At 60.7% G+C, this 25,551-nt stretch carries 23 protein-coding genes; 16 read left to right on the forward strand and 7 right to left on the reverse strand.

Features of this window, described 5'->3' with window-relative positions:
- Positions 1–2: 2 nt before the first annotated feature.
- Positions 3–704 carry a hypothetical protein gene (locus A477_RS0121620; RefSeq protein ID WP_017200935.1) on the forward strand — a complete coding sequence of 234 codons (702 nt, stop codon included), beginning with the start codon at positions 3–5 and terminating at the stop codon, positions 702–704.
- On the forward strand, positions 691–2,052 hold the full coding sequence (locus A477_RS0121625; RefSeq protein ID WP_017200936.1) for an O-antigen ligase family protein: 1,362 nt from the start codon (positions 691–693) through the stop codon (positions 2,050–2,052). Before A477_RS0121620 ends, A477_RS0121625 begins: the two co-directional genes overlap by 14 nt.
- A gap of 25 nt (positions 2,053–2,077) precedes the next feature.
- Here A477_RS0121625 and A477_RS0121630 read toward each other — a convergent pair whose 3' ends face one another.
- From A477_RS0121630 to rfbB, 5 genes are all read right to left on the reverse strand, one after another.
- Positions 2,078–2,914: a glycosyltransferase gene (locus A477_RS0121630; protein WP_017200937.1), complete on the reverse strand. Its 837-nt coding sequence runs from the start codon at positions 2,912–2,914 to the stop codon at positions 2,078–2,080.
- Entirely contained in the window at positions 2,915–4,828 is a 1,914-nt protein-coding gene (locus A477_RS0121635; RefSeq protein ID WP_017200938.1) for a WecB/TagA/CpsF family glycosyltransferase, read from the reverse strand.
- Between the two features lie 232 nt (positions 4,829–5,060).
- Positions 5,061–6,299 carry a hypothetical protein gene (locus A477_RS0121640; RefSeq protein WP_017200939.1) on the reverse strand — a complete coding sequence of 413 codons (1,239 nt, stop codon included), beginning with the start codon at positions 6,297–6,299 and terminating at the stop codon, positions 5,061–5,063.
- 190 nt (positions 6,300–6,489) lie between these two features.
- Positions 6,490–7,911: a sugar nucleotide-binding protein gene (locus A477_RS0121645; protein ID WP_017200940.1), complete on the reverse strand. Its 1,422-nt coding sequence runs from the start codon at positions 7,909–7,911 to the stop codon at positions 6,490–6,492.
- Between the two features lie 3 nt (positions 7,912–7,914).
- Positions 7,915–8,913 (reverse strand): dTDP-glucose 4,6-dehydratase, encoded by a 999-nt coding sequence (gene rfbB / locus A477_RS0121650; RefSeq protein ID WP_026005837.1) that lies wholly within the window; start codon positions 8,911–8,913, stop codon positions 7,915–7,917.
- Between the two features lie 53 nt (positions 8,914–8,966).
- Here rfbB and rfbA point away from each other — a divergent pair, with 53 nt between their 5' ends.
- Positions 8,967–9,833, forward strand: a complete 867-nt coding sequence (gene rfbA / locus A477_RS0121655) for a glucose-1-phosphate thymidylyltransferase RfbA (protein WP_017200942.1) — start codon at positions 8,967–8,969, stop codon at positions 9,831–9,833.
- A 6-nt stretch (positions 9,834–9,839) separates the two neighbouring features.
- Here rfbA and A477_RS0121660 read toward each other — a convergent pair whose 3' ends face one another.
- Positions 9,840–10,772, reverse strand: a complete 933-nt coding sequence (locus A477_RS0121660) for an aldo/keto reductase (protein ID WP_017200943.1) — start codon at positions 10,770–10,772, stop codon at positions 9,840–9,842.
- A gap of 52 nt (positions 10,773–10,824) precedes the next feature.
- Between A477_RS0121660 and A477_RS0121665 the strand changes: the two genes are divergently transcribed.
- Both A477_RS0121665 and mshC read left to right on the forward strand, forming a co-directional pair.
- Positions 10,825–11,658 carry an undecaprenyl-diphosphate phosphatase gene (locus A477_RS0121665; RefSeq protein ID WP_017200944.1) on the forward strand — a complete coding sequence of 278 codons (834 nt, stop codon included), beginning with the start codon at positions 10,825–10,827 and terminating at the stop codon, positions 11,656–11,658.
- Positions 11,659–11,673: 15 nt separating this feature from the next.
- Entirely contained in the window at positions 11,674–12,951 is a 1,278-nt protein-coding gene (mshC, locus tag A477_RS0121670; RefSeq protein WP_017200945.1) for a cysteine--1-D-myo-inosityl 2-amino-2-deoxy-alpha-D-glucopyranoside ligase, read from the forward strand.
- A gap of 64 nt (positions 12,952–13,015) precedes the next feature.
- On the opposite strand, the gene A477_RS0121675 is transcribed toward mshC, so the two are convergent.
- A complete protein-coding gene (locus tag A477_RS0121675) occupies positions 13,016–13,921 on the reverse strand; it encodes a PAC2 family protein (RefSeq protein ID WP_017200946.1) in 906 nt (301 codons plus the stop codon).
- A 30-nt stretch (positions 13,922–13,951) separates the two neighbouring features.
- Here A477_RS0121675 and A477_RS0121680 point away from each other — a divergent pair, with 30 nt between their 5' ends.
- From A477_RS0121680 to A477_RS0121730, 11 genes are all read left to right on the forward strand, one after another.
- On the forward strand, positions 13,952–14,764 hold the full coding sequence (locus A477_RS0121680; RefSeq protein ID WP_017200947.1) for an HAD family hydrolase: 813 nt from the start codon (positions 13,952–13,954) through the stop codon (positions 14,762–14,764).
- The gene (locus A477_RS0121685; protein WP_017200948.1) at positions 14,765–15,931 is read left to right on the forward strand and encodes a site-2 protease family protein; all 1,167 of its coding nucleotides are present in this window, start codon (positions 14,765–14,767) and stop codon (positions 15,929–15,931) included.
- 117 nt (positions 15,932–16,048) lie between these two features.
- Entirely contained in the window at positions 16,049–17,113 is a 1,065-nt protein-coding gene (locus A477_RS0121690) for a tRNA (adenine-N1)-methyltransferase (RefSeq protein ID WP_026005838.1), read from the forward strand.
- Positions 17,114–17,210: 97 nt separating this feature from the next.
- A complete protein-coding gene (arc, locus tag A477_RS0121695) occupies positions 17,211–19,019 on the forward strand; it encodes a proteasome ATPase (RefSeq protein ID WP_017200950.1) in 1,809 nt (602 codons plus the stop codon).
- A 50-nt stretch (positions 19,020–19,069) separates the two neighbouring features.
- Entirely contained in the window at positions 19,070–20,689 is a 1,620-nt protein-coding gene (gene dop / locus A477_RS0121700; RefSeq protein ID WP_085939197.1) for a depupylase/deamidase Dop, read from the forward strand.
- Positions 20,690–20,808: 119 nt separating this feature from the next.
- On the forward strand, positions 20,809–21,012 hold the full coding sequence (locus A477_RS0121705; RefSeq protein ID WP_017200952.1) for a ubiquitin-like protein Pup: 204 nt from the start codon (positions 20,809–20,811) through the stop codon (positions 21,010–21,012).
- A 79-nt stretch (positions 21,013–21,091) separates the two neighbouring features.
- The gene (prcB, locus tag A477_RS0121710) at positions 21,092–21,901 is read left to right on the forward strand and encodes a proteasome subunit beta (RefSeq protein ID WP_017200953.1); all 810 of its coding nucleotides are present in this window, start codon (positions 21,092–21,094) and stop codon (positions 21,899–21,901) included.
- A 1-nt stretch (position 21,902) separates the two neighbouring features.
- Positions 21,903–22,610: a proteasome subunit alpha gene (gene prcA / locus A477_RS0121715; protein ID WP_017200954.1), complete on the forward strand. Its 708-nt coding sequence runs from the start codon at positions 21,903–21,905 to the stop codon at positions 22,608–22,610.
- A 1-nt stretch (position 22,611) separates the two neighbouring features.
- On the forward strand, positions 22,612–23,976 hold the full coding sequence (gene pafA / locus A477_RS0121720; protein WP_017200955.1) for a Pup--protein ligase: 1,365 nt from the start codon (positions 22,612–22,614) through the stop codon (positions 23,974–23,976).
- A gap of 130 nt (positions 23,977–24,106) precedes the next feature.
- A complete protein-coding gene (locus A477_RS0121725) occupies positions 24,107–25,039 on the forward strand; it encodes an FKBP-type peptidyl-prolyl cis-trans isomerase (RefSeq protein ID WP_026005839.1) in 933 nt (310 codons plus the stop codon).
- A gap of 66 nt (positions 25,040–25,105) precedes the next feature.
- Positions 25,106–25,501: an FKBP-type peptidyl-prolyl cis-trans isomerase gene (locus A477_RS0121730; protein WP_017200957.1), complete on the forward strand. Its 396-nt coding sequence runs from the start codon at positions 25,106–25,108 to the stop codon at positions 25,499–25,501.
- The last annotated feature ends 50 nt before the right edge of the window (positions 25,502–25,551 follow it).

The following is a 25,551-nucleotide window of genomic DNA, read 5'->3' on the forward strand; positions in this document are numbered from 1 at the left end:
TCATGACCGCAGCCGTCCTCCTAGGCATCATGGCCAGGCGCTGGTACATCCTGGCCATCGGAATCGTCGTTGGTCTCGCGTCCCTGGGCGCCGTCCGGTCATCTGAACCTGTGTACTGGACAAAGGCTGAAGTCACCTTTGTGGCTCCGGACCGAAAGCCCGCATATTGGATCCCCGGCGATGACTACGCCTCGCTGGTCGATTTCGCAGCCATGGTGGAACGACGCGTGAACTACAACTCGGCTTCGGTGGACCTCACGCTGTCAAGCGGAACCCTCTATGGCGCCGGTGTACGGCATGGTTACTCGGTGAATCTACTGAACAGTGGTGGTCAGTGGGCCAAGAGCTTCCGATGGCCGGTCCTCTCCGTTCAAGTCGTTGACTCCAGTGCTCAAAAGGTGAAGGAAGTCCTAAACGGTGTCATTGACCAAATCAACGCTGCATCACTGGCCCTGCAAACTGAGGCCGGGGTCCAACAGGACCTGATAACTACGCTCACTTCACCGTCAAGCCCGGAGATTGTTTTCGGCGGAGGAACCCAAATCAACCGCGTCAAGGGCGCCGTCTTCTGGGTAGGAATAGCAGCCACGCTTTCAACATTAGCCGCCGTGATCATCGACGCACGGCCTCGTCGACGCAGGACCCCAAAGAAGCAAACTACGCGTGTGCAGCAAGCAGAGGAAAAGTCCCATGTACCGGGTTAATGGTTTGCTCCACAGCGAAGGTACCCAAGGAGCGGCCCGGAAATCCGATGCCCCCATGTTCCTCACCGTGTACTTGGTGCTGACCTTTGCACTGCCATCGAACCTGGTCATCGCATCCCTGGGTTCCGTCGGCCGACCGAACACGCTGTTTGCGCTCCTGGGATTGGCATGGTGGATTCTTCACCAATTACAACGCACCAAATCATTCACCAAGAGCTTCCACCCCTTACGCATTGCCATCTCAGCGTTCCTCATGGTCGCCCTGGCCAGCTATGCCTACGCAATGGTGAGAGGACTACCCGAAAGCGAAGCCAGCCCTGCAGACGCCGGTTTGCTGAGGTTGGCGGGCTGGGCCGGGATTCTGCTGATCGCAGCAGATGGCCTGACTACCCGTGAAGGAGTCAGGAAGGTGCTCCGCCGGATCGCCCTTGTAGGCGGATTGACAGCAACTCTGGGATTGCTCCAGTTTGCCACTGGATCGTCACTGATCGAATGGATCAGAATACCGGGCCTCAGCGTCAGTTCCGAGCTGGCAAACATCGACTCCCGCGGCGGATTTGTTCGGGCAGCAGGCATGTCCATGCACCCTCTCGAGTACGGAGTAGTACTGTCCGCCTCCCTACCTATCGCCATCACACTCGCCCTCAACGACGTCACGAAGCGCCGAGTCCTATGGTGGATCCCGGTGGGCCTGATTGCAGTGGCTGCCATGTTGTCAGTCTCAAGAGCCGCGCTGATCTGTATGGCTTTGGCCTTCCTCATTCTTTTGCCGGTGTGGCCCAAACAACTCCGACGACGGGCTGTGGTTGTTTCGGCGTTACTGGTCGCAGTCATATACGTAGTTACCCCCGGCATGATCGGGACGCTCTTTGGCCTTTTTACCGTAGGCACCAATGACCCCAGCATCAGCTCACGAACGAATGGATACTCCACTGCCTTCGGAATGGCAAGCCAACAACTGGTGTTGGGCCGCGGGTTCGGAACCTTCCTCCCGGCGTACGTCATCGTTGACAACCAATACCTTGGACTTTTGGTCGAGCTCGGCATAGCAGGTCTTGTCGCCTTCCTGCTATTGGTGTCTGCCGGAATGTTCTGCGCCTGGCGGGCACGCAGGCTGGCAAGCAATAATGAACAGCGTCAAATGAGTCAATCAGTACTGGCCTCCATCGCGGCGGCCGCCCTGGCCTTTGGATTCTTTGATGCTTTTGCCTTCCCCATGGCGGCCAGCCTTTTATTCCTCATGCTTGGAATTGCTGGAGCGCTGTGGCGGATTTCGCATCGTGAACTCGCTGACGCGCAGCTGAAAGAACACCTGAAGGAAGAGGCCGCCCCTGCCGGGAACGACTGAGCAAGGTCCAAGCCGGGCTGATCTGCTAGCGGCGACTTTCATCCCTTTCCCAAACGGGGGAAGACTTGGCGGACAACGACGCACCACGGCGACCCACAATCGCGAACGTGGCGTAGATGAAAGCGTCAAAAGCCGTCCACGGCCCCCGCACTGAAGCGATCAACTCCCGCAGCGTCCGTGTCAAGGACGCACCACCAGTCGCAACGTCCTGCTCGGTATTTCCACGATATGTACGCCGCAAGACGGCCAACAACGCAGCAGTGGTCCGGGGCGTTCGAACAATTACCGGCTCCGTAGGAAGTACAGCTTTCTCCCGTTCATCAAACAGCCTGTCCACAAAGTAGTCGTCGCCCGTAAGGGCAGGAAATTCACCCAAGCGATCATGCCCGCGCCGGCTCAACGCGTAAACACCTGCGCCCCACAGGCCCTGCGCGTTGCCTGGAATCCGGCTACGGGCCCGGTAGTAAGCGCGTACGGGCACAGAAGCACCCTGGGTGTCGTAACGAAATGCCGGGCGTGCTGCCAGAAGGGCGCCATCCTCCAACGCCGTGAAAACGGCCCTGAGCGCCTTCGTGTTCACTTCGATGTCTGCATCCAAGTAGAGACGCGGCCACAAGCAAGTGCACCGGTCGCCGGCATTCAGCGCAGCAGCCTTCGACGCCTCCGGCACATGAAGTACAGAAACACCCTCCCACCGGGACACGATCGCATCCGTGCCATCCGTGCACCCGTTGCAGGCCACGACCACCTCAACTGTTCCCCATCCAATGACTTCACTGAGGGACTGAAGTGTCCGTTCGATCACTGCGGCCTCATTATGCGCAGGGATAATGACAGCGCCCGAGGGAAAAGCCGCGGGCATTCAGTGGCCTCCATCCGCACTCCGCACAGCGTGGGGGAGGAGATCCCTCCGCCGCTTGCTGGCCAAAGCCCACACAGCGACCAGGTGACCAGGCTTATTCAGGCGAACGACCTCCGCAACGAGCACGGCACAGCGAAATGCCAGCACCCGGCTCCGATTGAAATACTTCTCCGCATAGCGGACCCTGTTCACAGACATAAGCGCTGCCAATTGGGGCGACGCCCCGGAACCACCACGCGTGTGCCACATCCTGGCCGCCGGCTCAAACCAGATCGAATAACCCGACGCCCTCAGACGATGACAATAATCCGTCTCTTCCGAATAGAGGAAGAACCTTTCGTCCCAAGCGCCCACCACCTTCGCTGCCTCGGCGCTTACCAAGAGCGCAGCACCCGTAGCCCAATCCACCTGGTGCCCGTGACGGTAGCTCTCTTCATCAAAGTCCATCTCGGACAACCAACCAGGGCGGGCTTTAAAATGACTGCCCAAGGCCGCGTCACCAAGCGCTCGCAGAATGCCTGGCTCGCGACGCAAGGAGGGATACACGCTGCCGTCATCGTCCAACAACATCGGCACCACCATTCCAGCGCCGGATTCATTCAAGCGCTTGAGCATTGCCCTGATCGCGCCTTTTTCGACACGGAGGTCCGGGTTCAGAATGAGATAGGCTCCAGCTTCTCCAGCTCGCGCAAGGGCGGCGTTGATACCGCCGGCATAGCCCAGGTTTCCTCCGGTTGAAACGACCGTGACATCGGGATGGCGTGCGAGTTCGGTCCGCGTGAGGTCGTTTGCGGAATTGTCGGCTACCACCACTTTGATGGACTGGTTTACTGCTTCTTTCCGGAGTCCCAAGATCAACGGTCCTACATCGTCTGCATTGTTGTAAGTGACAATGACAATGGCGAGATCAGCGGTGGCACTTGACGACACAAAGGTACCCGGAGCGCGGCTGGGCACACGCTCCGGGACGACGGAGGCAAGGCGGATGGACGGCGTCCACGGTGGGACGGACAAACTGCTGTCCCTGCGCAACCGGAAATATGCTTCGGGCCCGTCCACGAGGTATCGACGGGACAGCCGACGCGGTTCCATTGCCAGCCTCCACGCCCACTCCAGCCCATTGGAACTGATCCAGGACGGAGCCCGCCGGACGTGCCCGGCCAGAAAATCCACAACAGCACCGAAGGCCAGCAGTACTTTGGCGCCGGTCAAATGGCCGTACTCCGAAATCCAGAGTTCCTGCCGGGGCTTTCCCAATCCAACGACCAGAATGTCGGGAGCCGCCTCGGAAATCCCAAGGGCAAGTTGGCGGGACGCCGCATCGTCGTTCAGCGTGGTCCGCGCCGGAGCCCACCAACCGGCCACCGCAAGGTTCGGCCGGTCCACAGCGAAGTTCTCGCGAATCAGGTTGTGGGCTTCTGCTGACCCGCCAAGGAAACCAACGCTAAGCCCCCGCAGCCCCGCTTCATCCAGCAACGGTCCCACGAGGTCGCTGCCAGCCAGCCGCGGCCACGCCCTGCCCGTTAGACGCCGGGCCTCCGTCGCCAACGGCGCTCCATCTATGAGGGTTAGCCATTCAACGGTCCCCGCCTGGTCCAGGGTGTTGGACCAGCGTCCGCCCGCCCCGAAATGGCGAATGTGGTCGAGGTTTGCGGAGCAGACACCCAAAGGCGGTGCGCCCGCCTCGACTGCCCTGCCCAGGATATGTTCAACCGCGGCGTTGAACTCCATGAGTTTCACCGGTACGCCGCCCAGGCTTACAAGTGACGCGGCGGGGACAGCCTCACTCCGCTCAGGCGGATTCGTAGGACGGTGGAAAAGGAGACTGCCACCGGCGATGGCGTGTGTAGAGGAGGTTTGGGGGAGTACCCGATGAAGTGCGTTTCGGGTGGGCGTGGTCTTCGGTAGCAGCATTCTCGGCTCCAGGCTCGGGGCAAGCTCAAGGCATAACCATGTGGCCCACGATCCGTGGCTGCTGCACTGCCAGGATCGTGGGTGGCGGAATAGCTCCGCCACGTCGACATGTTTTCTTGAGTTGTCTCCCGGCCTCCTGCCAGAGGCTGCCGTAGGCCTACTGTAGGCCGATTTTTCGGTCTCCGCCAGAGTCTCGGATGCATCTACCCGGCAGGTTCCGCCCGGACTTCTCCTAAAGTGCTATGCGGTAAACATGATGAGAGTATTCGTTCGGGAATGCATCCGTGAACTGTCCGTCCTGGATGGGTATTGACCGGTTTTCGTGCACCACCTCAACCGTGGTTCCGGACAATCCGGCGGGAAGCGTAAACACTCTGGTGCCAACACCACCGTCATCGGTCATGGCGAATATGTAGGCATCAGCATCCTTGACCTTCAACATGGTGTCGGTGCCGGCACCGAAGTCCCAGGCATAAGACTGGGTATTGAGGATCGGCGCGTAAGACCTGATCGCATTGTTCACGGCACCAACGGCGGCCACTTGTTCTTTAAGGCAGTCGGCACTGTGGATTCTGGCGTCTTGGAAAGCATCCCCGCTGATGCAATCGTTGACGTTTTGCTGGTCCGGAGACTGGCTGAACCACACAATGCCACGTGCCTCGTGAATGATGGATGCCCATACCTGTGCCTGGACCTGTTCCGGGCTCAATTGCCGATACCCGCCCTTCGAACCACCGGTGCTGATAACGGTGGGAAGTGCCCACAATGGGGCTGACACACTACGGGCTGCATTGACCTCTTGCTGAAGGGACATGATCTTCCCATAGCTTGAAGCAGTGCGGCAGTTTGAAGGATTGATCGGGTTCTGCCCAATCGGAGTCCGCCACCTTAGCGCTCCCTCCCCCCAGTCGCACTGGGGTACGGCGTAGAAGTATTGATCAACCGAGTTCACATTCACGGTGTTGTAATAGTCCGTGGAGTACTGCATGGAGACGTCGTACGTGATGATGCCTGCAGTCCAGTTTGCGTAGGTAAACCTACCTGTCTTGGCAGGATCGTGCTGGGATGCAAGTTGCCTCATGCGAGCAAGCCCTGGGACGGGGTGGTACCTCCCGTCCACTTCATCGTCCAGCACAGTGCCCACTTGTCGGTCCCAGTCTGCCGGCGCGTCATCCGGAGCGAAGAGGGTAAACATGCCGTTGGCAGCGATTTCAGCGCTGGATGCATCGGGGTTACCTTGCACATACGTGTTGATGCCCAGAGACTTGTCGTACTTCAGTTGCGCGTCGCTACCCGGAGATCCATACCAAACTGCAATAGGAAAGAAGGAAGGGTCGTCCCATCCGGCTGCGGCTGCTTTGGCAAATTGATTCCAGTATGCCGGCCCGCCGTCCCAGGGAATCCTGGGAAGCTCAGAGAGGGTTGATGCGGCTTGCCCGGGCGTGTTCACCGTACCGGGCTGAGAAGGCATCGCCGTCACTCGTACAGTGCCTGGTATTGTGCTTGCCAATACCAGCGCACCAAGCGTCGCAGCCACAGTAGTGAAGTAGCGAACCCTCATAGCTTCATCTTCTTCCGCAACGCAATAACGAAGTACCTAAAGGATGGCACCAGCATCAGGAATTCGTAACCTGCCAAGTCCTTGGGCCATTGCGGCGGGTTTAGGAGGGCATCTGGGGATCCACATGTCGGAGGTACTCAACCAGGCGCTCTTTGGCATCGGGTGGGTCAAAACCGGTGGCGCGGATCCGGGCCAGGTCCAGGACACTGCTTGGCGGCCTCGGCGCAGTGTCGGGCTTCGCATAGTCCTCGGTGCTGATGGGTTTCACAAGAAGGGGATCGGCACCCTGTAAGCCGTAGATGTCGCGGGCAACCTCGTACCAGGACTTGGCTTCACCGCTGTTGCTGAGGTTGTACGTCCCGTAGGGTGCCGTGCTTCGGAGGAGGTGACGAATGCCCGCCGCGATGTCGGACGCGAAGCTCAATCGGCCCCGCTGGTCATCGACCACCGATGGCGAAGCCCCCTTGACGGCCAACGAAGCCATGGTTCGAACAAAGTTCCTTCCGTCGCCTACTACCCAACTTGTCCTCACGATGTAGTGCTTCGGTACGGTGCTCACAGCAAGATCACCGGCGGCCTTGCTTTGGCCATAGACACTTAGGGGAGTGGGAACCTCATCTTCGTGATGCACCTTTGTTGTGCCGTCGAAAACGTAGTCGCTGGATACATGGACCAGCGTCAGTGAATGCTCGACGGCGGTACGCGACAAGCGGGAAACGGCAGCTGAGTTGACGCGCCAGGCAGCTGCCCGGCCTTCCGGGGTCTCGGCGGCATCTACCGCGGTGAAAGCGGCTGCGTTGATAATCGTGGAGTAATCGCGCCACTTGAGTGCCTCATAGGAGGCCTCAATGGCGATGTCGAACTGCGCCCGACCCGCGAACTCCACCGTCGGATCGTGCGCGAAGGCATGCCGGAGGGCCGTACCCAGCTGGCCGTCCGCTCCAAGGACCAGCGTCCGCCGCCCGTGCATGGGAACAACGTCACCCAGCCGCGGATGCCTCCTGTCCTGTGCAGACACAATGGACTTCTCCAAGGGGATCGGCCACCGCACGGCTACTTCCTCATCGGCAAGGTTGAGGAACGTGTACTCCTTCTGTGCCTCCGCGCTCCAGTGATCGTTGACCAGGTATGTGTACGCCGTGTCGTCCTCCAGCGTTTGGAATGCATTGCCTACGCCACGGGGGACGAAGACGGCGTCCTGAGGCGTCAGCTCTGCGGTAAACAGTGTCCCGAAAGTCGGGCCCTCGCGCAGGTCAACCCACGCGCCGAAGATCCGACCGGAGGCCAAGGAAACAAACTTGTCCCAGGGTTCGGCATGGATGCCCCGCACCGTACCGCGCGCTGCGTTGAAGGAAATGTTGTTCTGCACCGGACCGAAATCAGGCAGCCCGGCATCCAGCATCTTGGTCCTGTGCCAGTTCTCTTTGAACCATCCCCGGTCATCCCCGTGAACAGGCAGCTCAAACAGCAACAGGCCAGGGATGGGAGTGGTCCTCGAACGCAGCTGCCGTCCCGGAACCATGTCTCAGTGCCCTTGTCCAGCGTATTTGGCCTCCGTTGCCGCTTTCTGCGGCCGCCACCAATGTTCGTTGTCCCTGTACCACTGCACTGTGTCAGCCAGCCCGGCGTCGAAGTCCGAATAACGGGGCGCCCACCCGAGTTCGCGTCGAAGTTTGCTTGAATCGATGGCGTAGCGGAGGTCGTGGCCGGGCCGGTCGGTCACCAGGTCATAAGCTTCGCGGGGCTGCCCCACGAGGGAAAGCAACATCTCCACTACCTCGCGGTTGGAGCGTTCGCCGTCGGCGCCGATTAAGTATGTTTCGCCCAGGCGGCCACCCTCCAATATCGCCAACACTGCGGACGAGTGGTCCTCCACATGGATCCAGTCCCGGACGTTCCGCCCGGTGCCGTAGAGGCGGGGACGGAGACCGTCAAGGATGTTGGTGATCTGCCGTGGAATGAACTTCTCCACGTGCTGGTAGGGGCCGTAGTTGTTGGAGCAATTACTGATGGTCGCCTTGAGGCCGAAGGAGCGAACCCAGGCGCGCACCAGCATGTCCGAGCCCGCTTTCGTAGCGGAATAGGGACTTGTGGGACGGTAAAGTGAATCTTCAGTGAAGCGCTGAGGATCGTCCAAAGCCAAATCTCCGTACACCTCGTCCGTGGAGATGTGATGGAACCGGGTACCGTGCTTTCGCGCCGCTTCGATGAGGGTGAACGTACCGAGCAAGTTAGTGTCCACGAAAGGCCGGGGCTCCTCCAACGAGTTATCGTTGTGCGACTCGGCTGCAAAGTGGACAACCGCATCCACTGAAGATGTCAATAAGTCCACCAAGGCAGCATCGCAAATGTCACCCTCGAAGAATTCAAAACGGTCTGTGGGTAGTCCCGACAAAGATTCAATGTTGCCCGCATAAGTCAGTTTGTCCAGGACAGTGACATGGAGACGGGTGTGCTCCATGATGAAGTGAACGAAATTGCATCCGATGAATCCGGCCCCGCCGGTGACAAGGATTCTCTGCATGGCCATAGCGTAACCGTCGAATACGGCGATGTGCAGCGGGAGAGGACAGGTAGATGCGTGGAATTATTCTGGCCGGTGGAACAGGATCCCGGCTCCATCCCATTACGCTCGGAATCAGCAAGCAGTTAGTACCCGTCTTCGACAAGCCAATGATTTACTATCCACTCTGCACCTTGATGCTTGCCGGCATCCGCGACATCCTCATCATCACGACACCCACGGACGGCCCTCAATTCGAAAACCTGTTGGGCAACGGTTCCCAATTCGGCATTAATTTGAGCTATGCCCGGCAGCCGACGCCGGACGGGCTTGCGCAGGCATTCGTCCTGGGGGAGCAGCATATCGGCAGCGGCAAAGTTGCGCTGATCCTGGGTGACAACATTTTCAACGGCCCCGGCATGGGCAACCAGCTACGGCACTATGCCGATGTGGACGGCGGAGCCATCTTCGGATACTGGGTCAAAGACCCGTCCGCCTACGGCGTGGTGGAGTTCGACGACCAAGGCATGGCAGTTTCCATCGAAGAAAAGCCCGCAGTCCCCAAAAGCAACTATGCAGTTCCTGGGCTCTATTTCTATGACAACAACGTGGTTGCCATGGCCAAGGACCTGCAACCATCGCCGCGGGGGGAACTGGAGATCACGGATATCAACAGAAAATACATGGAGCTTGGCCGGCTGCATGTACAGAAGTTTCCGCGGGGGACCGCCTGGCTGGACACCGGTACCTTCAGCGACCTGAATGACGCCTCCAACTATGTACGTACCACGGAAAACCGGCAGGGTTTGAAGATAGGTGCTCCAGAGGAGGTGGCTTGGCGAATGGGCTACCTGACGGACGACGAGCTCCGACAACAGGCTGCCAAGCTCGCCAAGAGCGGCTACGGCAGTTACCTTTTGGACATTCTGGACCGCCAATAAGCCCAACTAAGCTGCTGAAACATCCTCGAGAGCGCGCGCAATCTCAGCCGGCAGCGCCGTCAATTGAGCATCCAGTAGTTCTTTGAGTTGAACGGCGTTCCTGGGGCCAACAATTGCCGTCGCCACGCCCGGCCGGGAGAGCAACCAACTGAGGGACACGTCCATCGGTGTGCGGCCCAGTCCGCGGGCTGCCATGGCCACGGCCTCCACTACCCGGGATGGCCGCGAGTCGAGATAGGGCTCGACGTAACCGGCCAAGCGGCTCTGTGCTGCACGGGAATCGGCAGGAATCTGGCCACGGTATTTACCACTGAGTACTCCTCGACCCATAGGTGCCCACGCCACGAGCCCCAGTCCGGCGTCTTCCACAGCTGGAATGAGTTCTTCCTCGGCTTTGCGCTGAACCAGGGAGTATTCGGACTGGTTGGCCACGAGGGTGAAGCCGGCCACGGCGGCTGCCTTGGCGGTCTGCCAGCCGTTGTAATTGGAGATACCCACGTAGCGGGCACGTCCGCTCCGCTGGGCAAGGTCCAAAGCCGAAAGAGTCTCGTCCAAGGGCACATTCGGATCCCACTCGTGGGCGAACCAGATGTCAATGTAGTCGGTGCCGAGCCTGGCCAGGCTGGCATCAAGCGCTGAAAGCATCGCGCCCCGGGAAGCGTTGATGCTGCGCCTGGAGTCCGAGGACGACACGCCGGCTTTAGTGGAAATCACAATCTCGGAACGGGCCACGACGTCGCCCAGCATGGATCCCAGCATGGCTTCTGCCCGGCCTTGCGCATAGGACGCTGCCGTGTCCACAACAGTGCCGCCGGCGGCAACGAATTCGTGGAGCAGTTCAGCCGCGTCCTGCTCGTCGGTTTCCTGGGCCCAGGACATGGTGCCAAGCGATAAAGAGGACACGCGGAACCCACTGTTTCCGACATAACGCTGCTGCATAGCAGTTAGCTTACGGGGAGTTTGCCGACTTCATGACGTAGGGTCTATTCACGTGAACTGGATAGAAGCAGCCTTGCTGGGCCTGGTGCAGGGCCTCACCGAATTCCTCCCGATTTCCTCGAGCGCACACCTGCGCATTGTCGGCTCGTTCCTTCCGAATGCCGCAGATCCGGGTGCAGCCTTCACGGCCATTACGCAGTTGGGAACTGAAACCGCCGTGATCGTCTACTTCTGGCGGGACATCGTCCGGATCGTCGGGGCCTGGTTCGGTTCCCTCACGGGCAAAGTAGAGCGCAACAATCCGGATGCCCGCATGGGTTGGCTGGTCATCCTGGGCAGCTTGCCCATCATCGTCCTGGGCCTGCTGTTCCAGGACCAGATTGAGTCCGTGTTACGCAGTATGTGGATCGTTGCCACCATGCTGATCGTCTTCGGCATGATTCTCGCTGTTGCCGATGCCATCGGCCGGCAAGAGAGGGACCTCACGCAGCTGAGCTATAAGCACGGCATCCTCTATGGCTTCGCGCAGGCGATGGCGTTGATTCCAGGCGTTTCCCGCTCCGGCGGCACCATCACAGCCGGCCTCCTCATGGGCTATACCCGTGAAGCAGCTGCCCGGTACTCCTTCCTCCTGGCCATACCCGCGGTGTTCGGCAGTGGCCTTTACCAGCTTTATAAGACGGTGACGAACGAGGGCCTGGCTGGCCCCTACGGTCTCCCGGAGACTGCGTTGGCCACAGTGATCGCTTTTGTGGTGGGATACATCATCATTGGCTGGTTCCTGAAGTTTGTCTCCACCCGCAGTTACAGGCTCTTTGTTTGGTACCGCATCCTCCTGGGCCTGGCCTTGTATGTCCTGCTCGGTTTCAATGTCATCAGTGCCTAGCACTAAGGTTGAGTCGTGAAATCGTGGACCTCCCGCCCTGTTCCTGAGCTGCCCGGCAGCATGCCGCAACTACGGCTGTACGACACAGCCCTCGGCCGTGTGGTGGACGTCGAAAGACAGCCGGAACAGTCAATGTACGTCTGTGGCATCACGCCGTATGACGCCACCCACATGGGACACGCAGCCAGTTATGTGGCATTCGACCTCCTGAACCGTGCCTGGCGTGATGCCGGCATCCGGGTGTCCTACGTCCAGAACGTCACGGACATCGATGATCCCCTCCTGGAGCGCGCCACGGCAACAGGCGTGGACTGGCGTGACTTGGCCCAGAGCCAGATCGACCTGTTCCAGACGGACATGGATGCCCTGAATGTCCTCGCACCGAACCACTACATCGGCGCAGTCGAGGCGATTCCGGACATCGTGCCCGCCATCGAGCAGCTCATTGCCGACGGCGTCGCTTACCGCGTTGCCGGTTCCGGCGGAGAACCCGACGGCGATGTCTACTACGACGTCGAAACGGCGGGCAAGCGTTCGGACGCCACAGACGCCTGGACACTGGGTGACGTTTCCGGGCTCGGCGAAAAGGAAATGCTGGAGCTCTTCGCAGAGCGCGGTGGCGACCCAGCCAGGGCGGGTAAGCGCCATGCCCTCGATCCCTTGCTCTGGCGCGTTGCGCGGGACGGCGAGCCGAGCTGGCCCGGAGCTACCTTGGGCGACGGCCGGCCAGGTTGGCACATCGAATGTACGGTGATCGCTCAAAAGTACCTTCCCGCCCCCTTCACTGTTCAGGGCGGCGGCTCGGATCTGGTGTTCCCGCACCATGAAATGGGTGCGGGTCATGCCTACTCCTTGTCCGGCGTTCCGCTGGCGCGCCACTATTCACACGCCGGCATGGTGGGGTTGGACGGGGAGAAGATGAGCAAGTCCAAGGGCAACCTGGTTCTTGTTTCAAAGCTGCGCGCTGCAGGGGAGGAGCCGGCGGCCATCCGCCTCGCCATCCTTGCCCACCACTACCGCTCGGACTGGTCCTGGACCGAGGCAGAGTTTGCCGAAGCCAAGCACCGGCTCTCACAGTGGCGTGCCGCCCTGGATCATGCACCGGCGGGATCCGCTGCAGCACTGATATCTGCCATGCGCGATGAACTTGCCAACGACCTTAACGCTCCGGGCGCGATCGCCGCCGTCGACTCCTGGGCGGAGGAAGCGATTCGCACTGGCGCTGACAAGTCAGCGCAGGATACTGCCCTGGTTACCGACGCCATTGATGCTTTGCTCGGGGTTGAGCTCTAAGCTACCGGGAAAACAAGCAACGGCCCTGACATCGCGTCAGGGCCGTTGTTGGTTTTCCGGTCCCTTAGGGACGCTCCTTACCGCGTCGCTTCAAATACCGCTCGAACTCGCGGGCAATGGACTCACCGGACGCTTCCGGAAGATCAGCGGTGTCCTTCGCTTCCTCCAGTTGCCGCACATAAGCGGCAATCTCAGGGTCTTCCGTGGCGAGCTCGTCCACTCCACGCTCCCAGGCCTCCGATTCTTCAGCCAATGCATGGCTGTCCAAGGGAACCTGCAGCAGATCCTCGATCCTGTGCAGGATCGCGAGCTGCGCCTTGGGCGAGGGCGGCTGGGCAACGTAATGCGGAACTGCTGCCCACAGGGAGACAGTGGGCAGCCCTGCCAGCATCGCGAACTCTGCGAGCACACCCACGATGCCCACCGGCCCCTCGTATTGGGAGGCCTCCAGGTTGAGGCGCTCCCGCAGGGAACTGTCCTCGGTGGTAGTGCTCACCGGAATTGGACGGCTGTGGGGAACATCGGCAAGCAGCGCGCCCACCAAAATCACGGAATCCACCTTCAGCGCTTCGGCGTGGACCAGTAATTCGGTGGTGTAGGCGCGCCAGCGGTATGAAGGTTCGGTACCGAGCACAAGGACCACGTCAACGTTGCTGTCGGGAACTTCAGCCTTGTAAATCCGAGTCGACGGCCATTTCACCTTTCGGGCGCCTGAGGACGTGCGACGCACCGTGGGCCGCGTGAACTGGAAGTCGTAGTACTCCTCGGCGTCCACGGTGGCGACCTTCTTGCCGTCCCAGAGCTTGTTCAAATAGTGCAGCGCATCGCTAGCGGCCTCACCTGCGTCATTCCAGCCCTCAAACGCGGCGAGCATTACGGTGACACGCTGGCCGTCCGCGGGTTCCTTGAGGAAACGCTCGGGCTCCGCGGTGATGTCCTGTCCTTCGGGGGTCCCGTCCACACTGTTCATCCACTCACCCTACGTCCAAGACCCTCGTGGATGCATGGCATTTCGCACCGAAGCGTGTCCGGGATTCGCCCAGAGCGCAACGGACGAACAGCCGCCCGCCAGGTTCCACGTAGACTGGAAACCATGCATTCGTTACCCAGCCAGCCCCTCCTCAAAGCCGTGCTCTGGGATATGGATGGCACACTCGTGGACACGGAACCCTACTGGATCGCTGCGGAGCGCGCGCTGGTGGAATCCCACGGCGGCACATGGTCCCACCAGCAGGCCATGCAATTGGTGGGACAGTCCCTGCTTCACTCGGCAGCCGTTCTGCAGGCCGCAGGCGTCAGGCTCGAAGCCCGTGACATCGTGGACACGCTGAGCGCACAAGTCATCGAGCAGGTCCGCGAAGAAGTCCCATGGCGGCCCGGCGCACGCGAACTGCTGCATGAACTCCACTTGGCGGGCATCCGCTGTGCCCTGGTGACAATGTCGGAGGGCCCTTTGGCCGGCGTCGTGGTGGAAAGCCTTCCCGAGCCCTACTTCGAATTCATGGTGACAGGCGACACCGTCACCAACGGCAAGCCGCACCCTGAGGCCTACCTCACCGCCGTAGAACGGCTCAGGTTGGAAGACCCGTCCGTCACCATTGACCACTGTGTCGCCTTGGAGGATTCCATTCCAGGTGCCACAGCCGCCATCGCATCGGGTGTGGTCACGGTAGGAATTCCCCATCAGGTTCCCCTCCCGGAAGACCCCCGGATGATCATGTGGCCCACGTTGGTGGGCCGTACCGCGCCCGATCTACAGCAGCTCGTGGCTGACCGTTTCGCCGCAGCGAACCTGCTTGAAGGGGCTAACTAGGTGAGCAGCCCCTCCACACAGCATCACTCGCAAACCAAGAAGAGGGACGGCATCCCACTCGGACGAATCGCCGGCATTCCCGTCTATTTGGCGTACTCGTGGTTTGTCATAGCGGCCTTCACGGTGTTCGTTTACGGGCCGGTATTGATGGACTACATGCCCTATCTGAATAACTGGGCATACCTTGTGGCGCTGTGTATTGCCCTGTTGCTTGCCATTTCCGTCCTGATCCATGAACTCGCACATGCGCTCAGCGCAAAAGCCTTCAAATGGCCAACCGAGAAGATCGTGCTGAACCTTTGGGGTGGACACACTCAATTCGAGAACTTCACGGCTTCGCCGGGGAAGTCCGTCATCGTTGCCCTGGCTGGGCCTGTTTCCAACTTCGTCGTCGCCGCGGTCATGTGGGCAATAATGTCCGCCGATTTGCTCAGCGGAGTGTCGGCCACCCTGGGCGACATCCTGATGAGGGCGAACCTCCTCATCGGTATTTTCAACATACTTCCCGGAATGCCACTGGATGGCGGACGTTTGGTGGAGTCAGCCGTGTGGAAAGCCACCGGCAGCCAGGATAAAGGCACCATTGCCGCAGGATGGTCCGGCCGCATCATCGTTGTGGTGCTGGTCATTTGGTTTATTGGCCTTCCCTTGATCAGCGGCGCTTGGCCGGACCTCACCTTTATTGTGATCACCGTGCTGGTATGCGGTTTCCTCTGGATGGGCGCCTCGAGCTCCATCCATCACGCGAGGCTCCGCAGTCGTCTGTACTTGGTAAGCGCCGCCGGGTTGGCAGAGCCCGCAGTGGGCGTGCCGAACTCGGCCTCAGTGGCAGACGTCCTGGATATTTCGCCGGCCGGAAGTCCCGCCGTCGTGATTTGCGGTCCTGACGGCAAACCGCAGGGAGTCGTGGATTTCGGCGCAACGCTCGCCGTGCCAGCCGCAGCTGCCACGACGACGCCGGTCACCGCAGTGTCGCATGCCCTGGCCGCCGGGGCGTACGTCCCCGAATGGTCCAAGGGACAGGAATTGATCCAGTACTTGGCTCGCTTGGAGGGCGGCGAATACGCTGTGGTTGACCACAACGGCATCGTCACCGGCCTGCTGCGCCAGCAGGCCGTAGTGACGGCCATAACAGGTAAGGAAGCACGCAAGAGCGGGCGCGCCTGACTGCCTTGCCGGTAGAGTTACATGCCGGCGGTTATACGAACCAGACCCATTGATTTTTTGGCGCCCACCACCCGGTTACACACCGCGGCACAGCCGTACAGGAGCGAGGAACACCACATGAGCAGCGAAACCGCCGCCCCCGCAGCAACCACAGGCACTGACAAGCCCGGTACCGGCTCAACAGTCCAGCCGACGGGCGCTGCACGACGCCGCGGGCCTTTCCGTGTGGGCGAGCGGGTCCAGCTCACGGACGAGCGTGGGCGCATGAACACCATCACCTTGGAAGTGGGCGGCGCTTTCCATACGCACCGCGGCTTCTTGAACCACGATGAAATCATCGGCAAGGTCGATGGCTCGGTGGTTAGCAACAACGTCGGACAGCAGTATCAGACGTTGCGGCCGTTGCTCTCTGACTTCGTTCTGTCCATGCCCCGTGGGGCCGCCGTGGTTTATCCCAAAGATGCCGGCCAGATCGTCACCATGGCCGATATCTTCCCGGGCGCCCGTGTCGTGGAAGCCGGAGTGGGCTCCGGCGCACTCTCCATCTCCCTGCTGCGCGCAGTCGGCGACGGCGGATACCTCCACTCCTTCGAACGTCGCGAAGAGTTCGCGGACATCGCCCGGGGAAATGTTGAGACCATCTTCGGCGGACCGCACCCCGCGTGGCAGATCTCCCTGGGAGACTTCCAGGAAGAGGTAGTCAAGGCCGAGGCCCCGGGGTCCGTAGACCGGGTTGTGCTGGACATGCTTGCGCCCTGGGAGTGCTTGGACGCCGTTGCTACCGTCCTGGCTCCAGGCGGTGTATGGATCAACTACGTAGCAACTGTCACCCAGTTGTCCCGCACTGCCGAAGCCATCCGCGCTGACGGCCGCTTCACCGAGCCGGACGCCTGGGAATCGATGGTTCGTGGCTGGCACCTCGAAGGCCTTGCTGTCCGTCCGGACCACCGGATGGTCGCCCACACCGGATTCCTGCTGGTCACCCGCCGTCTTGCTGATGGCGTCACAGGAATTTCCGTGAAGCGCCGCCCTTCCAAGACTGAATTCAGCGAAGAGGACCTTAACGCCTGGACCCCTGCTGCAGTAGGGGAGCGCTCCGTTTCGGACAAGAAACTGCGCCGTGCAGCCCGAGATGCTATCGCCGGGACCAACGTCCAGGATGACCCCTCAGTCACAAACTGACAAAGGTCACAATAGGGTTCGCATTCCGGATGTCACCCAGCACCCTGAGCTTTTCGGGACTAAGGTCTTGTTAAGCGCAGGAAGGGGCTGATGAATCGTGGATACCTCAAACAACGACCTTGGACGGCCGACGCCGGAAGAAGCAAACGACGCGGCGGAGAATACGGCAAGCCGGGGGCTTGGCGCTGTTCAACCGCAAGAGACCTCGAGTGAGCTGACTGTTGCCGAACGGCAAATCAACATCCTCCGGGACAAGCTTCGCCACATCGACCGCCAGTTGGCAGCCGCGACCCAGAACAACAGCAAACTGGTCAGCATGCTGGAAACGGCCAAGGCTGAAATTCTACGTTTGAAGGGCGCCCTGGAGCAGGAGGGCCAGCCTCCTTACAGCTTCGGTACCGTGGTGCAGATCAACCCGCGGAAGCAACCGTCAGCAGGCAGTTCCGGGCAGGCGGCCACCGAAGAGTCCGTGGATATCTTCAACGCCGGCCGCAAGATGCGCGTGGGAGTCAGCCCGCTCGTCAACCTCAACCAGCTCGCTGTAGGACAGGAAGTCCTGCTGAACGAGGCACTCCTGGTAGTGGCCGGGCTCGGTTACGAACGCGCCGGCGAATTGGTCACCCTTAAGGAAATGCTGGGCAAGGACCGGGCACTGGTTGTCGGCCGAGCCGACGAAGAGCGTGTAGTCAGGCTGTCCGGGGCACTCCAAAGTGTTCATTTGAAAGTGGGCGACGCGTTGTCGCTCGATTCACGGACCGGCTATGCACTGGAAAAAGTCCCGCGCGCCGAGGTGGAGAACCTCGTCCTCGAAGAAGTTCCGGACATCACCTATCAGGACATCGGTGGCCTTGGACCGCAGATCGAGCAGATCCGCGATGCCGTGGAGCTGCCATTCCTCCATCCGGACCTCTACCGTGAGCATGGCCTGAAGGCCCCCAAGGGCATCTTGCTATACGGCCCTCCGGGCTGCGGCAAGACCCTGATTGCCAAGGCGGTAGCGAATTCGCTCGCTGCCCGGGCTGCGGAACGGGCGGGCAACACCGATCTCAAGAGTTACTTCCTGAACATCAAGGGTCCGGAGCTCCTTGACAAGTACGTGGGTGAGACCGAGCGCCACATCCGGCTGATCTTCTCCCGGGCCCGTGAAAAGGCCTCAGATGGCAGCCCCGTGGTGGTCTTCTTCGACGAAATGGATTCCTTGTTCCGCACCCGCGGGACCGGGGTATCGTCCGACGTCGAAACCACCATCGTGCCGCAGCTTCTCAGTGAGATCGACGGTGTGGAGCGCCTGGACAACGTGATCGTGATCGGGGCCTCAAACCGTGAGGACATGATCGATCCCGCAATCCTTCGTCCCGGTCGCCTTGACGTGAAGGTCAAGATCCAACGACCCGACGCCGAAGCCGCAGCCGACATCTTCGCCAAATACATCACCACCGACCTGCCATTCCACCCTCAGGATCTGGCTGAATATGGCGGCGACGTGCAGGCCACCGTCGATGCCATGGTCCAGCGCACCGTGGAGGCCATGTACTCCACGGAGAAGTCCAACGAGTACCTCGAGGTCACCTATGCCAACGGCGACACCGAAATGCTGTACTTCAAGGACTTCAACTCCGGCGCCGTGGTCCAGAACGTTGTGGATCGGGCCAAGAAGTACGCCATCAAGGACTTGCTGACCAGCCACCAGAAAGGTCTTCGGATCGATCACCTGCTTCGGGCCGTGGTGGATGAGTTCCGTGAGCATGAGGACATGCCCAACACCACCAACCCGGATGATTGGGCACGGATTTCGGGCAAGAAGGGTGAAAGGATCACCTACATCCGGACCATTGTCCAGGGGAAGGCAGGCCAGGAGCCCGGCAAGTCCATCGAAACCACCGCCAACACGGGTCAGTACCTGTGACAGCAAGGCCCGAGGGTTCACCCGCAGAAAAGCTTCCCGCAGGCGGCGCCATGCGCGTCATGGGCTCGGAAACTGAATATGGGATCCATGCACCGTCAGCGCCGGGAGCTAACGCCACCATGATGTCCGCAAGGATCATTCAGGCGTATGCGACCGTTACCCGTCAACGGGCGGCCGGCGGCGCGGAGACGCGGTGGGACTACACAGATGAGGAGCCGCTGCACGATGCCCGCGGTTGGACAGTGGATAGGGCAGCGGCGGATCCCAGCCAGCTGACGGACCAGCCGCCAGTGCTCGACGCCGAAGCGGTCGCCTTGGCCTACGGCCGCCAGGAGTTGGAACTGGACGGCGCTGACGAATCCGGTTCCCTGCTGATGAACATGGTCCTCGGCAATGGTGCCCGCCTTTACGTCGACCATGCGCATCCTGAGTACTCCAGCCCGGAGGTCACCAACCCCCGCGATGCCGTGGCTTGGGATGCGGCCGGTGACTTGGTTGCACTGGCCACAGTCCGGAAGGTCGCGTCCGATACCGCGCTTCCCCCCATCAACCTGTACAAGAACAACACCGATAACAAGTCCGTGTCCTATGGCTCGCATGAGAACTACCTCATGCCGCGCTCCGTGCCCTTCGGTGACATCATTCGTGGACTGACACCGTTCTTCATTTCCCGGCAGGTCATCTGTGGCGCAGGCAGGGTGGGGATAGGGCAGGACAGCTCAACCCCCGGCTACCAGATCAGCCAGCGGGCGGACTTCTTTGAAGCAGAGGTGGGGCTGGAAACAACCATCCGCCGGCCCATTATCAACACCAGGGACGAGCCACACGCCACAGCGGACAAGTATCGCCGCCTCCATGTGATCATTGGTGATGCCAACCTCAGCCAAGCTTCGAATTTCCTGAAGTTCGGTACCACCGCCATGGTCTTGAGCCTTATCGAGGCGGGACAGGCTCCCAGGATCGAGGTCCATGAGCCCGTCCAGGCGCTCCAAGCCGTTAGCCACGACACCACCTTGGCCGTCACCGTGAGGCTGCTCGACGGGAGACGCGTGACAGCACTCGATCTCCAATGGATGTATTTCGAGGCAGCCGCCAAGCTGGCCCAGGAAACAGGCGTAGCAGATTCAGTTACTGGAGACGGCCATACTCATGAGGTTTTGTCCCATTGGGAGTCCACATTGACGACCCTCGGTACAGATCCTGATGCTGCTGCCTCCTCAGTTGAGTGGGTGGCCAAAAAATCGTTGCTGGAAGGCTACCGAAACCGCGACGGACTGGCCTGGGACGACGCGCGTCTCGGCTTGGTGGATCTCCAATGGTCCGATATCCGGCCCGAAAAGGGCCTCTACTACAGGTTGCTTTCCAGGGACAGGATGCGGCGCATTGTCGACGACGGCGACATCACCCGGGCGGTCACCGAACCGCCGTCGGACACCCGGGCTTACTTCCGCGGCCGGTGCGTTTCCAGCTTCGGCAAGGACGTTGTCGGCGCGAGCTGGGACTCAGTGATCTTCGATGTTCCGGGGCTGGGGAAACTGCAGCGGGTACCCACGCGCGAGCCTTTGAGGGGCACACAGGCCCTGACCGGCGCGCTCTTTGAACGCCACACGGATGCTGCTTCATTCCTGGCCGAATTGCTGGGTCAGGCGCCACCGCCGGCGAGGAGCTGACGGATGCCCGCCACATGATTATTCGTGCCTGGCCAAAGCCGTCCGCAGCACCGGTCCGCGTGGCAATATGGCATTAGGAAGTCTCCGTCTTCAGGAGACTGACAGTAGGGAGAAAGAAAATGGCAGCACAGGAGCAGCAACAACCGCAGTCACGGGACACCGAGACCGAAGTGGACGTACCGGAGGCACCGCCGGCAGCACCCGAGGCACAGGCTTCGGAAGCGACGCAGGGCGTGGATGACCTTCTCGACGAAATCGACGGCGTTCTCGAATCGAACGCTGAAGAGTTCGTGAGGGCGTTTGTCCAAAAGGGCGGCCAGTAGGCGGAACCGCCAGAGGATGTACTGCCCGGCCGGCGTGAGGCCGCCGGGCATCGGAATGCAGAGTCGAAGGAGTGCAGCAATGCAGGACCCATCAACCGGCCCCCTGGCCACCCAGGCAACGTCTTCTTTCACGGAGCATCTTCAACGCTCGCGTCCCGAACTCCTTCCATTCACTCAATCGTTACCCGCCGGCATGGTCCCGTCCTCGCCGCACGCCACCACGATCGTGGCTTTGACGTACGCCGGCGGTGTGCTGATGGCCGGAGATCGCCGCGCCACCATGGGCAACATTATTGCCAGCCGGCACATCGAAAAGGTATTCCCGGCCGACCAGTATTCAGTCCTCGGCATTGCCGGAACTGCCGGCTTGGCAATCGATATCACACGGCTTTTCCAAGTGGAACTGGAGCACTACGAAAAGATTGAGGGCACGCTCCTCAGCCTCGTCGGCAAGGCCAACCGATTGGGTGCCATGATCCGCGGAAACCTGCCCATGGCAATGCAGGGTATGGCAGTCGTTCCACTGTTTGCAGGCTTCGACCACGTCTCCGGCGTCGGCCGCTTGTTCTCCTACGACGTCACAGGCGGCCGTTACGAAGAACAGGAGCATCACTCCGTTGGTTCCGGCTCCGTCTTCGCGCGGGGTGCCCTGAAGAAACTGTGGAAGCCGAATTTGTCGGAAGAGAACGCCGTGGCGGTGGCTGTTGAGGCCCTCTACGATGCCGCCGATGACGACTCCGCCACCGGTGGTCCTGACCCTGTCCGGAAACTATGGCCGGTGGTGTATACCGTCGACCGTTCCGGCAACCGCCGCGTCCCTGAACGGGACCTGGCCGCGATAGCCGGGGCCATTGTCGAATCGCGGGCCGCCGCAGGACGGGAGGCCTGACATGACACAGCAGTTCTATGTCTCTCCCGAACAGCTGATGAAGGACCGTGCGGACTTCGCACGGAAAGGCATCGCCCGCGGACGTTCTGTCGTGGTCATCAGCTGCGCCGACGGCATCGCGTTGATCGCCGAAAACCCTTCACCCTCGTTGCACAAAATCGGTGAAATATACGACAAAATCGCCTTCGCGGCGGTGGGAAAGTACAACGAATTCGAAAGCCTCAGGCAAGCCGGCGTCCGCTACGCCGATGTCCGTGGCTATTCCTATGATCGCGAGGACGTGACCGCGCGCGGCCTTGCCAGCGTTTATGCACAGAGCCTCGGAGCTGTGTTCACGGCCGAGCAGAAGCCGTTCGAAGTAGAGTTGGCGGTAGCCGAGGTTGGCGTTACCCGGGAACAGGACCACCTCTACCGGCTCACCTTCGATGGATCAATCGCGGATGAGAACGGCTTCGTCGTCATGGGCGGGCTCGCCGAGCAAATTTCCGACGTCGTCAACGGGGCTTGGGAGCCGGAGCTCAGCTTGGCGGGGGCCATGCGATTGGCATTGCGCGCCTTGGCCACGAACAAGGAAGTGGAAGAATTGCCCGCTACTGCCGTCGAAGCCGCCGTGCTCTACCGTGCTTCGGAAAGCAACCGCGGATCCCGCAGGGCGTTCCGGCGGCTGCTGCCTGATGACATGACCCGGTTGCTCACAGAGGAGAGCTGAGATGGATAAACGGATTTTTGGCATCGAAACGGAATTCGGAATTTCCTATTCCAGTCCGGATTCACGCCCGCTGGCTCCTGAGGAAGTTGCACGGTACCTGTTCCGGAAGGTGGTCAGTTGGGGGAGGTCCTCCAACGTATTCCTCACCAACGGTTCACGGCTGTACCTCGATGTGGGCTCCCACCCTGAGTACGCCACGGCCGAGTGCGACGACCTCGCCCAGCTCATCGCCCATGACCGGGCGGGCGAACTTATTCTGGATGACCTCGTGGATGAGGCCCAGGCCAGGCTCGCAGCGGAGGGCTTCAATGGCACGGTCTACCTCTTCAAGAACAACACTGATTCAGCCGGAAACTCCTACGGCAGCCACGAGAACTACCTCATACCGAGGCGCGGTGAATTCTCCCGCCTGGCCGAGATCCTGATTCCCTTCCTTGTCACCCGGCAACTGATCGCCGGCGCCGGCAAGGTCCTGAAGACCCCGCATGGTGCCACGTTCGCTTTCTCCCAGCGCGCCGACCACATCTGGGAAGGCGTGTCCTCGGCCACCACCCGGTCCCGGCCCATCATCAACACACGCGATGAGCCGCATGCGGACGCGGAGTTCTACCGCCGCCTCCACGTGATCGTGGGCGACTCAAACATGTCTGAGACGTCCGCTCTGCTCAAGGTAGGCACTGTGGACCTCATCCTCCGGATGATCGAGGCGGGCGTCATCATGCGGGACATGCGCATGGAGAACCCCATCCGCAGCATCCGCGAAATTTCCCACGACCTGACGGGCAGCGCTTTGGTTCGGTTGGCCAATGGCCGGCAACTCACTGCCCTTGATATTCAGCGGGAGTACCTCAACAAGGTGACGGACTTCGTGGCCACGAACGGCGCCCACAACGCCCACGTACCGCTCATCCTGGATTTGTGGGAGCGGACGTTGAATGCCATCGAGAGCGGCGACACCAGCACCATCGACACCGAAGTGGATTGGGCCATCAAGAAGAAGCTCATGGACGGTTACATGCGCCGCCATGACCTCAGCCTGGATTCACCCCGCATCGCCCAATTGGACCTCACCTACCACGACATTTCCCGGCAACGCGGCATCTTTTTCCTCCTGCAGGCGCGCGGCGCAGCACGCAGGCTGGTAACGGAAACCGACGTCAAAGATGCCGTAGACGCGCCACCCCAGACGACCCGTGCGAAGCTCCGGGGAGACTTTGTGCGGAGAGCACAGGAGCTTGGCCGCGATTACACAGTGGACTGGGTGCACCTGAAACTCAACGACCGCGCGCACCAAACGATCCTGTGCAAGGATCCCTTCCGCAGCGTGGACGAACGAGTGGATGCGCTCCTGGACTCAATGGGCTGACGAGCCCTTTTAAGCTGGCTCCCAGCTTCACGGGCTATTCTGGATAGTGGTCTCTTCCCGAGATACACCTTGCTTGGATGCGCCACGCGTCTTTCCGAGTGTCCCTTTGCCCCGACGAAAGTGTCTTTTTGTGCGCCGACTCCTAGCAATACTTCTTCCCGCCCTCCTGCTCATTACCGCCTGCGGTGGGGAAAGCACTCCGGCCGCTGAGCCCACCAGCAAGTCAGTAGGTGACGTTTCCAAGCTCGACTCCCTAAAGGTGACGGACAACGGCAACGACAAAGCGCCCGCACTTGAATTCTCCAAGCCCCTGGCCGTGACGGGACCCACCGTCAAGGTGGTCAGCGAAGGCAACGGCGAGCCCGTCAAGATGGGTCAAATCGCCGACCTCGTTTTCGTCGCTGTGGATGGCACTGACGGCAAGACGCTTGAGGACGGTTACACCAAGGGCCCCCAGCCGATTGAGCTCTCCGAGCAGATGAAAACCGGCAATGAGCTGATCTTCGACGCCATCATCGGCGCCAAAGTAGGCAGCCACGTAGCAATCGCCGCTCCGGGCAACTCCTCGGCAACGGCACCTGCGTCCACACAACTGGTGGTATTCAAGATCGCCTCCGCCAAGGACGCACCCGGTCTGTTGAGCAAGGAAGAGACTGAGCAGCTGGACAAAGACGGCAAGCTTCCCAAGGTGACCTTTGACGACAAGGGCGTACCTTCCGTGGAGATCCCCAAGACTGATGCGCCTGCCGGTCTTTCAGTCAAGGTCCTGTCCGAAGGCACCGGCGAGGAGCTCACAAGCTCTGACACGATCGATGCCAACTACAGTGGCTGGCGCTGGGAAGACAGCACCAAGTTCGATTCCAGCTATGACCGTGGAGAGGCCGCTACCTTTGGCCTGAACCAGGTCATCAAGGGCTGGACACTTGGCCTCACGGGCCAAAAGGTGGGCTCCAAGGTTCTCCTGACGATCCCGACGGATCTCGCCTATGGAGCAAACGCCGCTGCGCAGGGCAAACCTGCCGGCCCGCTGGTCTTCGTCGTTGAGATCACCGGCAAAAAGTAGATCCCAGCCAGGTTCTGGCTAAGCTGGTTCCTGAAACCCCTTCGTCCCTTTCACTAAGGAGCAACCATGTCATTTGGTCAGCGTGACTTCGACCGCACCAAGCCCGAAATCGACTTCCCCGAAGGCGACGTCCCCACGGACCTCGTCATCACGGACCTCATTGAGGGCACGGGCCCCGAGGCCAAGGCCGGCGACACTGTGTCCACCCACTACGTCGGCGTTGCCTGGTCCACCGGCGAAGAATTTGATGCTTCCTGGGGCCGTGGCGCTCCGCTCGACTTCCGCGTCGGCGTCGGCCAGGTCATCCAGGGTTGGGATCAGGGCCTGCTGGGCATGAAGGTGGGCGGCCGCCGCCGTCTGGAGATCCCCTCGGAGCTCGCCTACGGCTCACGTGGCGCTGGTGGAGCAATCAAGCCCAACGAGGCCTTGATCTTCGTCGTCGACCTCGTGGCTGTCCGCTAGGACTCTGGCTTTTCGCAAGGCGCGTTACCTTCCGGTTTTGCCGGCCGGTG

The organism is Arthrobacter sp. M2012083, from assembly GCF_000281065.1.
Lineage (GTDB): Bacteria > Actinomycetota > Actinomycetes > Actinomycetales > Micrococcaceae > Arthrobacter.

Bases quoted from the DNA above. Each gene is read 5' to 3' on its own strand.
- A477_RS0121620 (WP_017200935.1), top strand. From the start codon at position 3: ATGACCGCAGCCGTCCTCCTAGGCATCATGGCCAGGCGCTGGTACATC.
- A477_RS0121625 (WP_017200936.1), top strand. From the start codon at position 691: ATGTACCGGGTTAATGGTTTGCTCCACAGCGAAGGTACCCAAGGAGCG.
- A477_RS0121630 (WP_017200937.1), bottom strand. From the start codon at position 2,914: ATGCCCGCGGCTTTTCCCTCGGGCGCTGTCATTATCCCTGCGCATAAT.
- A477_RS0121635 (WP_017200938.1), bottom strand. From the start codon at position 4,828: ATGCTGCTACCGAAGACCACGCCCACCCGAAACGCACTTCATCGGGTA.
- A477_RS0121640 (WP_017200939.1), bottom strand. From the start codon at position 6,299: ATGCCTTCTCAGCCCGGTACGGTGAACACGCCCGGGCAAGCCGCATCA.
- A477_RS0121645 (WP_017200940.1), bottom strand. From the start codon at position 7,911: ATGGTTCCGGGACGGCAGCTGCGTTCGAGGACCACTCCCATCCCTGGC.
- rfbB (WP_026005837.1), bottom strand. From the start codon at position 8,913: ATGCAGAGAATCCTTGTCACCGGCGGGGCCGGATTCATCGGATGCAAT.
- rfbA (WP_017200942.1), top strand. From the start codon at position 8,967: ATGCGTGGAATTATTCTGGCCGGTGGAACAGGATCCCGGCTCCATCCC.
- A477_RS0121660 (WP_017200943.1), bottom strand. From the start codon at position 10,772: ATGCAGCAGCGTTATGTCGGAAACAGTGGGTTCCGCGTGTCCTCTTTA.
- A477_RS0121675 (WP_017200946.1), bottom strand. From the start codon at position 13,921: ATGAACAGTGTGGACGGGACCCCCGAAGGACAGGACATCACCGCGGAG.
- A477_RS0121680 (WP_017200947.1), top strand. From the start codon at position 13,952: ATGCATGGCATTTCGCACCGAAGCGTGTCCGGGATTCGCCCAGAGCGC.
- A477_RS0121690 (WP_026005838.1), top strand. From the start codon at position 16,049: ATGAGCAGCGAAACCGCCGCCCCCGCAGCAACCACAGGCACTGACAAG.
- dop (WP_085939197.1), top strand. From the start codon at position 19,070: ATGCGCGTCATGGGCTCGGAAACTGAATATGGGATCCATGCACCGTCA.
- A477_RS0121705 (WP_017200952.1), top strand. From the start codon at position 20,809: ATGGCAGCACAGGAGCAGCAACAACCGCAGTCACGGGACACCGAGACC.
- prcB (WP_017200953.1), top strand. From the start codon at position 21,092: ATGCAGGACCCATCAACCGGCCCCCTGGCCACCCAGGCAACGTCTTCT.
- prcA (WP_017200954.1), top strand. From the start codon at position 21,903: ATGACACAGCAGTTCTATGTCTCTCCCGAACAGCTGATGAAGGACCGT.
- pafA (WP_017200955.1), top strand. From the start codon at position 22,612: ATGGATAAACGGATTTTTGGCATCGAAACGGAATTCGGAATTTCCTAT.
- A477_RS0121730 (WP_017200957.1), top strand. From the start codon at position 25,106: ATGTCATTTGGTCAGCGTGACTTCGACCGCACCAAGCCCGAAATCGAC.